The organism is Paenibacillus dakarensis, from assembly GCF_001373415.1.
Lineage (GTDB): Bacteria > Bacillota > Bacilli > Paenibacillales > Paenibacillaceae > Paenibacillus_AQ > Paenibacillus_AQ dakarensis.
In genome coordinates, this window is the sequence record NZ_CDSE01000047.1 from 58,722 (window position 1) to 70,332 (window position 11,611).

The following is an 11,611-nucleotide window of genomic DNA, read 5'->3' on the forward strand; positions in this document are numbered from 1 at the left end:
TTCAATTTGAATATTATGTGTCAGGATTTAACGTTTTTTGCGTGGACTTCCTTCAGGCTTAGCCGATTTTGCCAGCTGTGTCAGCGTATTAATTTCATCTGCAGTCAGATGACGATACACGCCTCTTTTTAAATTTTGAAGCAGAAGATCGCCATAAGAAATACGCTTGAGACGGGTTACAGGGTGTGAGATGGCTTCAAACATCCGGCGGACCTGACGGTTTCTGCCCTCATGAATCGTAATGGAGATTACGGATTGTTTGTTATCCGGATCAACATCTTTATACTCTACCTCAGCCGGTGAGGTCATGCCGTCTTCCAGCATAATACCCTGGCGAAGCTTGTCCAGTTCGGTTCCATGCGGTACGCCTTTAACGGTTGCAAGATATGTCTTGGGCACATGATACTTCGGATGACTAAGCAAATTTGCGAATTCGCCATCGTTCGTAAGCAGCAAAAGTCCTTCCGTATCGTAATCAAGCCGTCCAATCGGATATACGCGTTCTTTCACGCCTTTCAGATAATCCGACACGATTTTACGGCCTTCCGGATCGGAGGCACTCGTGATGACACCTTTTGGCTTGTTCAGCATAATGTATACTTTTTTCTCATTCTTGATCGGTTTGCCAGCAACCGTGATGATATCTTGATCGGGGTCCGCCTTGGTACCAAGCTCGGTTACGGTTTCCCCGTTAACCTGCACCTTTCCTTGCAAAATCAATTCTTCGCACTTGCGGCGGGAAGCAACTCCGGCCTGTGCCATAATCTTTTGTAATCTCTCCATGTCCTTTTGGTCACCTCAACCTAATGATACCCACCTGCAGGATAAATCACAAGCACGTTCCAAGGAAAATGTGTACCCGGGCAAGTTTCGTTATGCGGAAACAAAAAAAGCGGGGATATGGAAAATCGGCGGGAAAGCTCATAGATGATCTTGCTCGCCATAAAAAGCTGTATTTTCTGTTCATTATCCATCAATTCATAATCCCGGTTAAAATCCCCTTCCAGGCAAATGTGAATATAGTCAGATTCCATAAACTCGGGTGAAGCTGAAACCGAGCCGTCACGGCGGATGGTAAAATCCCATTTTTCTTCCTTCTTCTTATCGCATGAGTTATTGTGTATGATAAATCCTTCGAACTCCATATCATCACCCTCTTCATACGGTCTGTGGATTCATCAGTATATGCAGAGGCCCTGCCATGGATATGGTCATTTGACCTAATTAAAAAACAAAAAACCTGTTTATCCGAAGACAAACAGGCAGACCGCGATCGCTGCAATGAAACCGACTATATCCGAGAACAATCCTACTTTCAGTGCATAACGTCCATTCCGGATGCCGACCGCCCCAAAATAAACAGTTAATACATATAATGTAGTGTCCGTACTACCCTGAATGGTTGATGCAATCCGCCCAATCATCGAATCCGGGCCATAAGCTCGGATCAGCTCTGTTGTATATGCCAGGGATCCCGTTCCTGTAAGAGGGCGAAGAATTCCTAATGGCAGAACTTCACTTGGAACACCAAGCCATTGAAAGAACGGCGATGTCCAGCCAACCATATATTCCAGTGCGCCAGACGATCGGAACACACTAATTGCCACCATCATGCCAACCAGATGGGGAATAATCGATATCGCCGTTGAGAACCCGTCTTTGGCTCCATCTACAAAGGACTCATACACGGGAACCTTCCTGGTAAAAGCATATAGCGGAATAAACGCGATCATGACCGGAATTGACCATATGGATATGGTATTAATCCACGTCAGCACCTGTCATCACCCTTTCCCGCTAACAGCAGCATTGAATCCATCCCCGTCCCGGGGCGGTTTATGCCGGCGAATGGTGCGTGCCCTGAACCAGCGATCCGCTGCGATTGCAGCCAAGGTCGCTACTGCTGTAGCAAGTAATGTCGTACCCACGATCTCTGTAGGGCTTGCTGAATGATAGTTCATTCTTATTGCAATGAGTGTCGTAGGAATAATGGTAATGCTGGCGGTGTTTAAAGCAAGCAGCGTGCACATCGCAGGGGTAGCCGTATCCTTGTCCGGATTGAGCTTTTGAAGTTCCTGCATCGCCTTAATGCCCATCGGAGTTGCTGCATTTCCAAGTCCAAACAAGTTAGCACTCATATTGGACAGGATAAAACCTATTGCCGGATGATTCTTCGGTACATCAGGAAATAAATAGCGCACAATCGGACCCATCAACTTGGCTACCTTTGCCAGCATTCCAGAATCTTCTGCCAGCCGCATAATTCCGAGCCAAAATACAAGAACGCTGATCAATCCGAACGAAACGGTTACCCCCGTTTGTGCCCCGTCAAAAGCAGCTTTGGTGACAGCATCCATATTCCCGTTGATCGCAGCAAAAATAAAGCCGATAAGGAGCATGCCCATCCATATCACATTGATCATGTTTCTTCCTCCTGTCCCTCTCTTCGTCAACAGCATTCTCCCGATGCTGTGAACGTTGTTATTTATCGCTTCCGAACATCAGCGCAAGGACTTTACCCGCTGCCTCCCATAAGCTCCCTGTCTTTACTCTGTGATTCATTGCCGTTTTCTCAGACGGACTTGTAAGATGCTCCTCGGGCAAACGGCTGCCTTCAGCAAATACAGGAACCCGTCCAATCAATTTTCCATCCAAGGACACTTCTATAAACCCTCTTAATCCAAAGCTAAGATCCGGATTCCCCGGCTTTTCCAGCCTAAGCTTTTTATATACTCGCTCCTCTTCGCCCTTCGCCAGCGCGTAAGAGAATCCTTTACCCGTTACAAGTGAATACCCTTTTAGCTTTTGTCCTTTTGCGATAATCTGGCTTAACGGGAAGTGGGCGAAACCATAATCAAGCATATTCGCGTGATCACTCCAGTCGTTTCCATCATTTAAGGTGACCGCCGCAATTTGTTGTCCATTTCGAGTGGCAGAGCTTACAAGACACCGGAAAGCTTTTTTGGTGTATCCTGTTTTTACTCCATCAGCACCTTCATAAAATCGAAGCATTTTATTTTTGTTGTCCCATTTGTAATCCCACTTCTCATTCGGGTTAGGCGCTTTTTTAACAGGGGTTTTTACAATTTCCTTAAATACAGGATTCTTAAGGGCATATGCCGTTAACTTTGCTAAATCATTAGCTGAAGAGTAGTGATCATCGTGATCCAAACCGTGCGGATTCATGAAATGAGAGTTGCTAAGCCCCAAAACAGCTGCTTTTTCATTCATCATGTGCACAAATCCTTCTTCTGAACCGCCTACATGCTCTGCAATTGCAGAAGCGGCATCATTACCTGAACGAAGCATGAGACCGTATAACAAGTTCTCCAGTGACATTTCCTCGCCCAGCTTCAAGAACAAGGAGGATCCCTCTTTGGCAAAAGAGTTTTTCGTTATTTTGACTGAGTCCTTCAGATTTCCGCGTTCGATCGCAACGATAGCTGTCATGATTTTCGTTAAGCTTGCAATTCTCATTCGCTCATCCCCTCGCTTGCTATAGAGGAGCCTGCCTGAAGTAACATCGATTACAGCTGCAGCCTGGGCATGATGTTCAGGACCATTAAGTACGTTTTTTTCATATTCTGCCTGAGCAGGCGATCCGCTGTGCAGAAGGAATATCAAGGTTGTAAAGCATATAAACATGGATCTTTTTGTAAAACCCTTCAATCGATTCATGGATTCTAGCCTCCGCTGATCAAAATCTTGTACAAGTATATGCTGAAAAGGTTCAGGGTATGTCCATCTTCCCACCGAAATGCCATATTAACAAAAGATCCCTTTCCGGGGAGTCCGAAAGGGATCTGGCTGACAGACTATTGATTTTGCTGCTTTCCATTTTGGCTGGAGTTAGAGTTCCCTGTCCCACCCGTTCCGCTGGTTCCACCACTTCCACCATTTCCGCCTGATCCGCCACTTCCGTTTTGAAACATGTTTTGGATTTGCTCGAGCAAGTAAGGTGTCGAATCAATGATTCGTTCGAACAAATGTGTCTGATTGTCAAGCGGAACGATATGAACTCCTTCTTTCCCGACGACAAGAAAAGCAATCGGTCTGATGGATACGCCTCCGCCGCTGCCCCCTCCGAAAGGAAGGGAGCTTTGATTATTGTTCTGATTGTCTCCCCCACGGCCATTACTGAGAGCCGCATTATAATCACTTCCGCCTGCAGCGAAACCGAAAGCGACTTTACTGATCGGTAGTATGACGGTGCCGTCCGGGGTATTTACAGGATCTCCAACAATGGTGTTTACATCGACCATCGCTTTAATATTTTCCATCGCGGTTTGCATTAACCCTTGAATAGGGTGATCTGACATGATGACTCCTCCTCTGGTGTTTATATAATAAAGAGCATTCCTGCACTATCGTCAGTTTGCTCGGAAGGAACGAGTTATATGTATTCATCTGAGTTCTGATCGAAAACTTTAAACAGATTAGTTCACTGCACCCTGAACATAACTTTGCGCCAGGTTTTAAGACCTCCCTTTGATCTTAAAATTCGAACCATAAGAATAAGACCTGCATATAAAGCCCTACCGAAGTTCATCTGTATTTCAAAACTCATATCGGAGGACAATTGCGGTGGTCCGGTAAAATCCGGCCTTACTTGCAATTGAGGAATGTCTGTCAACCTCAGGTAGAAAGAAAGCATCCCGAAAATCGTATGCTTGACTCCCCATACCATTCCCGCTGCTGCAGCGGTTTCAGCTGCATTATCAAGTGCAATAGAGGTCTCCCAGCGGGACTTGGACATTTCCATAATGGACATTGTATTTATCATCCATTCTTTAAGACCATTTGTAGCCCGAAATAATAACTTCATATCGCTGAACTGAAGCGCCCTCTTGTTCACCGGATTCTCTTCTGAATCTTCATAACTCTCCTCTGATTTCTCAGATGTGAGCAGCATCCTCACAAGTCGAATACCCGTATCTATAACGTTAAAAGGAAATTCATACTTCACATTTACCAGCCCAAATAACATTTTTCCTTCCACATTCAATTTGTATTCTGTGCCACGAAGAACGAGATGCATTCGCATCGTAATGGTGGACGCCATCACAATAATCAGCAGAAATACGAATATTACCAGCGCCAATAACCAAAGAAAAATCCACATCCCCACACTTTTACCTCCAAAACGTTATAGAACAACTATCTGGCTTAGTATGGCAATTCATCCGGTAAAAAATGCGAAAAAGTGCAGAAAACAAGAAGAAGCCCGGGAAATCCCCAGGCTTCTTCTCTTATATGCTTAATTCACATCATCAAACGTCATCTGCTTATTATCCAGCTTATCAAACAGCATTTGTGTTTCTTCCTCCAAGCTGTCGACATCTGCTTCAAATTGGGAAGGCTCAGGCAGATCACGGATGTTCGCTAATCCAAAATAGTCCAAAAACGATTTGGTTGTTCCGTACAGAATAGGTCTCCCGATCGCTTCAGCCCGCCCTACTTCTTCAATAAGTCCCTTATTCGTTAAGGTATGAATCGCCCGCTCCGCCTTCACACCGCGTATTTCTTCGATCTCAACACGAGTGATCGGCTGCCGGTAAGCAACAATAGACAGCGTCTCAAGTGCAGCCTGAGATAGAGAAGAACGTGATGGAGAATAGGCAAGCCGTTCAAAATAAGGTGCATGCTCAGGTAATGTTGCCAATTTGTAGCTGCCCGCTATTTGAATAATTTGAATCCCCCGATGTTCCTGTTCACAGTTTTTCTTCATCTCGTTCAGAGCATCAACAACGATATCTGCCGGCTGTTCGGTGATTTCTGTCAACTGTTTAACCGACAAGCCCTCCTCGCCAGATAAGAATAACAGTCCCTCAATAATCGATTTCAGCGCCGGAAAATCCATCAAACTTTATTTCCCCTCTCCACTCCATAACGATGTCATCAAACAGTTTTTCTTGAAAACACCATATTTGTTTCATTTTCATCAATTCCAGAATCGCCAAAAAAGTAACGACAATTTCATGCCTTACCATCTCTTCATGCAGTAATTTAGAGAACATTACTCTTCCGCCAGGACCAGCGCTTTCCAGCGTTTGTACCACCTGATTAATCCGGTCCTTTACCGATATTTCATCCCTTTGTATACGGGCATATGAAGTTCGCTTGACCGCTCTGCTGAGCGCCTTTTGAAAGGCGGCAATAAGATCAGATGTATGCAATCCCTCTACCGGATTTTCTTCTGTCACTGGCATGAATGGTGTCAAGTCTTCCGGCTCTTTCGAATAAATCAGACTGCGCTCCCATTCACGTTCATGAAGATGCTCAGCAATTCCTTTGAACTTTTTGTACTCAATCAGCCTCTGAATGAGTTCCTCTCTTGGATCAATTTCATCTTCTTCATAAAAATCAAACTCGTCCATGTCAATAACCGGAGGCTTAGGCAGTAAAAGTTTACTCTTAATAGAAAGCAGCGTGGCAGCCATCACCAAAAATTCACTGGTAATTTCCAGCTCCAACTCCTGCATGCTGTGTAGATAAGCCATATACTGATCGGTAATTTCACTGACGGGGATATCCTGGATGTCGATTTCCGCTTTATCAATGAGATGAAGCAACAAGTCCAGCGGTCCTTCAAACGTCTCCAGCTTGTATAGTACGGTCACGGTGAATCCTCCCGCCATAAAAAAATAAAATGCAGTACTCTCTTAGAAACGTGTTTCATCGTCATAATATCAACGATATTCGCTTCATAAAGAAAAAAGAGTACTACATTAAATAAGCACTATTTTAGCTGTTTCGTCAAGTTCGCCATTTCAATCGCTGCCATGGCTGAATCCCAGCCCTTGTTACCTGCCTTTGTTCCTGCCCGTTCAATCGCCTGCTCGATATTTTCTGTCGTCACTACACCAAAAATGGTAGGCACCCCGGTTTTAAGACTAATCGCCGAAACTCCTTTAGCAACTTCATTACATACATAGTCATAATGAGTCGTTGAGCCTCGGATTACGGTACCCAGAGTAATAACAGCATCATACTTCCCGCTCTCAGCCATTTTTTGGGCAATCAGTGGAATTTCAAATGCTCCCGGTACCCATGCAACATCTACCTCCTCATCCTGAACCCCGTGGCGCTTCAGTGCATCGAGGGCCCCTCCGAGCAGCTTGCTTGTAATAAACTCATTGAATCGTCCTACAACCACTCCATATTTTAACCCTTCAGATACGAGATTTCCTTCAAAATATTGTGCCATCTTTTCATCAACCTTTCTCTTCAAATAAATAGATTTATAATAGTATTTCTAAAATCTCTTACTATAACTTTACATTATGTTCGTTCTGTTCGAGATCATCGAATCTTAGTAAATGCCCGAGCTTAGCCTGCTTCGTATGAAGATAACCGGTATTATCCTCATTCTCTTTCATTTGGATCGGAACACGTTCAACCACTTCAAGCCCGTACCCTTCTAGCCCCTTGATTTTGCGAGGATTGTTAGTCAGCAGTCGAATTTGGCGAATGCCAAGATCTTTTAAAATCTGGGCTCCTATTCCATAGTCTCTTAAATCAGCCGGAAATCCCAGCTTTAGATTCGCATCAACCGTATCTAATCCCTCTTCTTGAAGCTTGTAGGCCTTCAGCTTATTAATAAGACCAATTCCGCGTCCTTCCTGTCTCATATACAGCAGGACCCCTTCACCTTCTTCTTGAATCTGACGAAGAGCCGCTTCGAACTGAGGACCACAATCGCACCGGTGGGAATGAAAGACATCACCCGTTAGGCATTCCGAATGGACACGGACCAACACAGGCTTATCCCCGGTGATCGTCCCTTTTACAAGAGCAATATGCTCCTTGCTATCCACTTCATTCGTATAAGCTACAGCCTGAAATTCGCCATAATCGGTCGGCATACGTACCGAAACTTCACGGTGGACCAGCTTTTCCTTTTCGTTACGATAATGAATTAAATCTTTGATGCTTATTAGCTTCATGTCATGATCATGAGCGATTTGGACAAGCTCCGGTAGACGGGCCATTGATCCATCTTCCTTCATAATCTCACATATCACCCCAGCCGGATAAGAACCGCATAGACGGGCCAGATCTACAGCAGCCTCGGTATGGCCAGCCCGGCGAAGAACCCCGCCATCCTTTGCAATAAGCGGAAACATATGACCAGGTCTTCGGAAATCTGTCGGTGCTGCCTGCGAATCAATTAGTCCTTGAACAGTAAGTGACCGCTCAAAGGCTGAAATGCCGGTGGTCGTATCTTTATGATCGATGGATACGGTAAAAGCTGTTCCATGATTATCTGTGTTTTGAGATACCATCGGCTTCAGATCCAGCTGAAGCGCTCTTTCTTGTGTAATAGGCAAACATACTAAACCTCTTCCTTCGGTCACCATAAAATTAATAACTTCAGGAGTCGCTTTTTCAGCAAGAGCGATAAAATCCCCTTCGTTCTCACGGTCCTCATCATCAACGACAATGACAACCTTTCCTTGAGTTAAATCCTCTAATGCTTCTTCAATTCGGCTGAACTTGAACCCATTCTCCATATGGCATCCTCCTCTGTTCTTCATGGAGTTCTATCAATGTGTTATGCAAAACCATGTCTGGCCAGATAATCATGGCTAATATTGCTGTCTGCTCTGTTCGAGGCCTTACTTGGCGAACTGAAATGCAGCAGATGCTCCACATATTTGCCGAGAATATCGCATTCGATGTTTACCGTATCGCCCTTAGTTTTGAACGCAAGGACCGTCTCTGCAAGCGTATGTGGAATAATCGAAACGGTAAAAGAAGTCTCCAATACTTCAACCACAGTTAGACTAATTCCGTCCAGGGTAACTGATCCTTTTGGAATAATAAATTTAAACATGTCCTGGCTAGTAGGCGTAATCTCAAACACAACTGCATTTAGATCCTTGCGGAGACTTCGTATTACACCTGTACCATCAACATGCCCCTGAACAATATGCCCTCCGAACCTTGCTCCGGCAGCCATGGCCCGCTCCAGATTCACCTTACTTCGCCCTTGCAGACTATTTAAATTGGTGCTTCGATAAGTCTCAGGCATCACATCTACCGTGAACTGATTCTTCTCCATCGTTGTCACGGTTAGACATACACCGTTCACGGCAACACTATCACCCAGCTTTAAATCATCCATAATGCGAGAAGCAGATATACTGAGCACCATGGCCTCACCGCTGCGGCTAATACGGCTTATTTCCCCGATTTCTTCCACGAGTCCTGTGAACATATGAAACCTCCTCTCAGGCAAAATATAATATGGAACTATAAGATCAGTTATGTACTAACTGTATCTGCCCAAATGGGATTACCGCTGACGCATACATTGTCATCAACCTGTTCGATCTCCAGATTCTTCAAAGTGACAGCATCACTCATTAGCTCTACACCGCTAAACATGAAGTTCGAAGGTGCCTTAAGACCACCTGCGATTTTGGGCGCTATAAAAAGAACGATACGATCTACAAGCCTTGCCTCCAGCATAGATCCATTCAGCCTTCCCCCGCCCTCCACAAGAATCGAACTAATCTCTCTTTTTCCTAACAAGGTCATAGCAAGGGGCAGATCAACCTGAGGACCTTCCCCGCAAGGGATTACTTCAACCCCTCTCTCCTCCAGCATGGATCGTTTATCCGGCGGCGCAAGTGCAGTTGTCAGAATAATCACCGGAGCTGCCTCGTCATTAAGCATCCTGCTGTGCAACGGAATTCTCAGCTCGGAATCCACTACAATACGAATCGGATTTAAGGCTTGCACCGGCAAGCGGGTTGTAAGCTTCGGATCATCTGCAATGACAGTTGATACACCAACCATGATTGCTTGATGCTGATGCCGGAGCATGTGAGTTCTTGCTCTTGCTGCTTCATTGGATATCCACTTGCTATCACCGGAATTTGTTGCGATTTTTCCATCCAGTGTACTTGCTGTCTTTAAGGTGACGTATGGTTTAGCAGTTGTAATAAATTTCGTAAACGGCTCGTTAAGCTTAACTGCATGCTCTCTCAGAATTCCTGTATCCACCTGTATGCCTGCTGCGCGAAGCTTTTCAATGCCTCTGCCGGATACAAGAGGATTGGGGTCTTCCGCAGCAATAACAACCCGCTTAACACCCTCCGCTATTAACCGCTCACTGCAAGGAGGTGTCTTTCCATAATGACTGCATGGTTCAAGCGTAATATATACCGTGCTTCCAGCAGCTTTCGGTCCAGCCATTTGAAGTGCATGAATTTCAGCATGAGGCGTTCCCCTTTCAAGGTGTGCTCCCATTCCCGCTATCATACCATCCTTAACAACAACACAGCCTACAACAGGATTGACTCCTGTCTGACCTGTCGCGCGAGCCGCCATTTCCAGTGCAAGATTCATATAAAATTCATCATTCAATATTTCCATGCCCTGCAACCACTTCCCCTCCCCATACTTATGAGTTCAACTCGTGTGTGACCAGGCGGAGTTCTCTCTGTACAGCATAAAAAAGCCCTGCTCGGATCATTGGCATCCAAACAGGGCGGCTTATAGGGAGAAATGAATATAGAAGATAGATGGAAACAAGCAAGACATATCCGTGTGCATTCAAAGAAACACAAACCTAGGCGTAACGAAAACAACTGCCTAAATTGCTGTGATTACTTTGTGAAAAACCGAACATATCAAAAAATGCTGTTTCGACCCTACGTATCTATTAAAAATATACGTCTTCTCTCCTTCTCCCATCCAGACTATACTGTCGGTCCCGGATTCACACCAGGTCCACCGAATATACGAAAAACATATCCGGGTCACGGACTAAGTCCGCAATGAACAACTGTTTCAGCTCATTCATTACTTCCATCACCGCCGGTAGGGAATTTCACCCTGCCCCGAAGGATAAAACTGTATTAAGTTAATCGCATTTTATCATTAATAACTCGAAAAGAAAACAGCAAAGTATCGGTACTATTATCCAACTTCTTAAATCTTGCGATTAAAAAGCCCCTCTCAAGGAGTAGATCCTTTCAAGGGGCCTCATTATTCTTAAATCCTACTCTTCCCAGACTTTAACTTCTTTCATTTTGTCGCCTGGTCTAACATTGTCCACTAACTCCATACCTTTGGTTACTTTACCGAAAACGGTATGTACCCCATTCAGATGTGGCTGCGGTTCATACACGATAAAGAACTGGCTGCCACCCGTATCCTTGCCTGCATGAGCCATAGAGAGCACGCCGCGCTCGTGTTTCGTTGTATTCGTAGCAGTTTCGCATTTGATCGTGTAACCAGGACCGCCTGTTCCATTGCCTACCGGGCATCCGCCTTGTGCTACGAAGCCTGGGATAACACGGTGAAAGCTAAGCCCGTTATAAAAACCGCTGTTAGCCAATTTCTCAAAGTTGGCTACCGTATTCGGTGCTTCTTCTGTTAAAAATTCGATTTCTACAATACCGCCGTTTTCTAATTCAATTGTACCTTTTTTCATCTCTCTTCACTTCCCTTAGTAGATTAATCGACTGCATCGTCTAATCAATTACATTTCCATGTCTTGATCACGTTCCCATTGTATCTCAAATCGAACATCCCATGCAAACATAGAGCAATAAAAAAGGATCATGACCATATACCGAAGCATAAGCATGATCCTTCA

14 protein-coding genes and 1 riboswitch are annotated in these 11,611 nt (G+C 44.9%); all 14 genes read right to left on the reverse strand.

Translation table 11 applies throughout. From position 1 onward, the window contains the following. Positions 1 to 27: 27 nt before the first annotated feature. The 14 genes from BN1234_RS13340 to BN1234_RS13405 all read right to left on the reverse strand — a co-directional run bounded on the left by BN1234_RS13340 (position 28) and on the right by BN1234_RS13405 (position 11,446). Positions 28 to 783 carry a pseudouridine synthase gene (locus BN1234_RS13340; protein WP_054957157.1) on the reverse strand — a complete coding sequence of 252 codons (756 nt, stop codon included), beginning with the start codon at positions 781 to 783 and terminating at the stop codon, positions 28 to 30. 20 nt (positions 784 to 803) lie between these two features. Beyond that, complete coding sequence (locus BN1234_RS13345; RefSeq protein ID WP_054957158.1) at positions 804 to 1,145, reverse strand: hypothetical protein; 342 nt, start codon at positions 1,143 to 1,145, stop codon at positions 804 to 806. A 99-nt stretch (positions 1,146 to 1,244) separates the two neighbouring features. Beyond that, positions 1,245 to 1,778 (reverse strand): spore maturation protein, encoded by a 534-nt coding sequence (locus BN1234_RS13350; RefSeq protein WP_054957159.1) that lies wholly within the window; start codon positions 1,776 to 1,778, stop codon positions 1,245 to 1,247. Positions 1,779 to 1,784: 6 nt separating this feature from the next. Then, on the reverse strand, positions 1,785 to 2,423 hold the full coding sequence (locus BN1234_RS13355; protein ID WP_054957160.1) for a nucleoside recognition domain-containing protein: 639 nt from the start codon (positions 2,421 to 2,423) through the stop codon (positions 1,785 to 1,787). A 58-nt stretch (positions 2,424 to 2,481) separates the two neighbouring features. Next, entirely contained in the window at positions 2,482 to 3,678 is a 1,197-nt protein-coding gene (locus BN1234_RS13360; RefSeq protein ID WP_054957161.1) for a D-alanyl-D-alanine carboxypeptidase family protein, read from the reverse strand. 137 nt (positions 3,679 to 3,815) lie between these two features. Continuing rightward, complete coding sequence (ytfJ, locus tag BN1234_RS13365; protein ID WP_054957162.1) at positions 3,816 to 4,319, reverse strand: GerW family sporulation protein; 504 nt, start codon at positions 4,317 to 4,319, stop codon at positions 3,816 to 3,818. 122 nt (positions 4,320 to 4,441) lie between these two features. Further along, positions 4,442 to 5,122 carry a DUF2953 domain-containing protein gene (locus tag BN1234_RS13370; RefSeq protein WP_245640171.1) on the reverse strand — a complete coding sequence of 227 codons (681 nt, stop codon included), beginning with the start codon at positions 5,120 to 5,122 and terminating at the stop codon, positions 4,442 to 4,444. Between the two features lie 135 nt (positions 5,123 to 5,257). Continuing rightward, complete coding sequence (gene scpB / locus BN1234_RS13375) at positions 5,258 to 5,860, reverse strand: SMC-Scp complex subunit ScpB (protein WP_054957164.1); 603 nt, start codon at positions 5,858 to 5,860, stop codon at positions 5,258 to 5,260. Then, positions 5,829 to 6,620, reverse strand: coding sequence for a segregation/condensation protein A (locus BN1234_RS13380; RefSeq protein WP_054957165.1), 792 nt, complete (start codon positions 6,618 to 6,620; stop codon positions 5,829 to 5,831). Before BN1234_RS13380 ends, scpB begins: the two co-directional genes overlap by 32 nt. 119 nt (positions 6,621 to 6,739) lie before the next feature. Next, entirely contained in the window at positions 6,740 to 7,207 is a 468-nt protein-coding gene (ribH, locus tag BN1234_RS13385) for a 6,7-dimethyl-8-ribityllumazine synthase (protein ID WP_054957166.1), read from the reverse strand. A gap of 61 nt (positions 7,208 to 7,268) precedes the next feature. Further along, positions 7,269 to 8,513, reverse strand: coding sequence for a bifunctional 3,4-dihydroxy-2-butanone-4-phosphate synthase/GTP cyclohydrolase II (locus BN1234_RS13390; protein ID WP_054957167.1), 1,245 nt, complete (start codon positions 8,511 to 8,513; stop codon positions 7,269 to 7,271). Positions 8,514 to 8,554: 41 nt separating this feature from the next. Further along, positions 8,555 to 9,220, reverse strand: a complete 666-nt coding sequence (ribE, locus tag BN1234_RS13395) for a riboflavin synthase (RefSeq protein ID WP_054957168.1) — start codon at positions 9,218 to 9,220, stop codon at positions 8,555 to 8,557. Positions 9,221 to 9,267: 47 nt separating this feature from the next. Beyond that, on the reverse strand, positions 9,268 to 10,383 hold the full coding sequence (gene ribD, locus BN1234_RS13400; protein WP_054957214.1) for a bifunctional diaminohydroxyphosphoribosylaminopyrimidine deaminase/5-amino-6-(5-phosphoribosylamino)uracil reductase RibD: 1,116 nt from the start codon (positions 10,381 to 10,383) through the stop codon (positions 9,268 to 9,270). Between the two features lie 305 nt (positions 10,384 to 10,688). Further along, positions 10,689 to 10,862, reverse strand: a riboswitch (FMN riboswitch). A 149-nt stretch (positions 10,863 to 11,011) separates the two neighbouring features. Next, a complete protein-coding gene (locus BN1234_RS13405) occupies positions 11,012 to 11,446 on the reverse strand; it encodes a peptidylprolyl isomerase (protein ID WP_054957169.1) in 435 nt (144 codons plus the stop codon). Between the last annotated feature and the right edge of the window lie 165 nt (positions 11,447 to 11,611).

Excerpts from the sequence above, each read along its gene's own strand:
- BN1234_RS13340 (WP_054957157.1), bottom strand. The coding sequence starts at position 783 with ATGGAGAGATTACAAAAGATTATGGCACAGGCCGGAGTTGCTTCCCGC.
- BN1234_RS13345 (WP_054957158.1), bottom strand. The coding sequence starts at position 1,145 with ATGGAGTTCGAAGGATTTATCATACACAATAACTCATGCGATAAGAAG.
- BN1234_RS13355 (WP_054957160.1), bottom strand. The coding sequence starts at position 2,423 with ATGATCAATGTGATATGGATGGGCATGCTCCTTATCGGCTTTATTTTT.
- BN1234_RS13360 (WP_054957161.1), bottom strand. The coding sequence starts at position 3,678 with ATGAATCGATTGAAGGGTTTTACAAAAAGATCCATGTTTATATGCTTT.
- ytfJ (WP_054957162.1), bottom strand. The coding sequence starts at position 4,319 with ATGTCAGATCACCCTATTCAAGGGTTAATGCAAACCGCGATGGAAAAT.
- BN1234_RS13370 (WP_245640171.1), bottom strand. The coding sequence starts at position 5,122 with ATGTGGATTTTTCTTTGGTTATTGGCGCTGGTAATATTCGTATTTCTG.
- scpB (WP_054957164.1), bottom strand. The coding sequence starts at position 5,860 with ATGGATTTTCCGGCGCTGAAATCGATTATTGAGGGACTGTTATTCTTA.
- ribH (WP_054957166.1), bottom strand. The coding sequence starts at position 7,207 with ATGGCACAATATTTTGAAGGAAATCTCGTATCTGAAGGGTTAAAATAT.
- BN1234_RS13390 (WP_054957167.1), bottom strand. The coding sequence starts at position 8,513 with ATGGAGAATGGGTTCAAGTTCAGCCGAATTGAAGAAGCATTAGAGGAT.
- ribE (WP_054957168.1), bottom strand. The coding sequence starts at position 9,220 with ATGTTCACAGGACTCGTGGAAGAAATCGGGGAAATAAGCCGTATTAGC.
- ribD (WP_054957214.1), bottom strand. The coding sequence starts at position 10,383 with ATGGAAATATTGAATGATGAATTTTATATGAATCTTGCACTGGAAATG.
- BN1234_RS13405 (WP_054957169.1), bottom strand. The coding sequence starts at position 11,446 with ATGAAAAAAGGTACAATTGAATTAGAAAACGGCGGTATTGTAGAAATC.